Annotated in this window: 1 rRNA gene; it reads left to right on the top strand. The window is 50.7% G+C overall.

What is annotated here, in order from left to right:
• Positions 1–525 (top strand): 16S ribosomal RNA (locus tag NLX78_RS26360); the annotation flags it as partial.
• Between the last annotated feature and the right edge of the window lie 237 nt (positions 526–762).

Raw genomic sequence — 762 nt, 5'->3', positions numbered from 1 at the left:
CCTTTCCTTCGGGACAGAGGAGACAGGTGGTGCATGGTTGTCGTCAGCTCGTGTCGTGAGATGTTGGGTTAAGTCCCGCAACGAGCGCAACCCTTATGCTTAGTTGCCAGCAGGTCAAGCTGGGCACTCTAAGCAGACTGCCGGTGACAAACCGGAGGAAGGTGGGGATGACGTCAAATCATCATGCCCCTTATGACCTGGGCTACACACGTACTACAATGGCCGGTACAACGGGAAGCGAAATCGCGAGGTGGAGCCAATCCTAGAAAAGCCGGTCTCAGTTCGGATTGTAGGCTGCAACTCGCCTACATGAAGTCGGAATTGCTAGTAATCGCGGATCAGCATGCCGCGGTGAATACGTTCCCGGGTCTTGTACACACCGCCCGTCACACCACGAGAGTTTACAACACCCGAAGTCGGTGGGGTAACCCGCAAGGGAGCCAGCCGCCGAAGGTGGGGTAGATGATTGGGGTGAAGTCGTAACAAGGTAGCCGTATCGGAAGGTGCGGCTGGATCACCTCCTTTCTATGGAGAATCGTTTCCTGCGATGGAAACATTCAAATATGAAGCGTAAGCTTCAAAACTCAGGTTTAGGCCTGTTACTCACTCGTTGCTCAGTTTTGAGAGCTCAAACTCTCAAAAAAAGCTGGTTGTTTACAGCTTTGCACCTTGAAAACTGGATACCGAAACGAAATTGCGTTTTAGAATATTCCTTTAAGCTGATCTTGTGTAAACAAGTGAAATAAAGGTAGCAGGTAAGGA

It is taken from the genome of Paenibacillus sp. Lou8.1 (genome assembly GCF_024213565.1).
Taxonomy (GTDB): domain Bacteria; phylum Bacillota; class Bacilli; order Paenibacillales; family Paenibacillaceae; genus Paenibacillus; species Paenibacillus polymyxa_B.
This window is presented reverse-complemented; position numbering and strand designations above follow the sequence as displayed.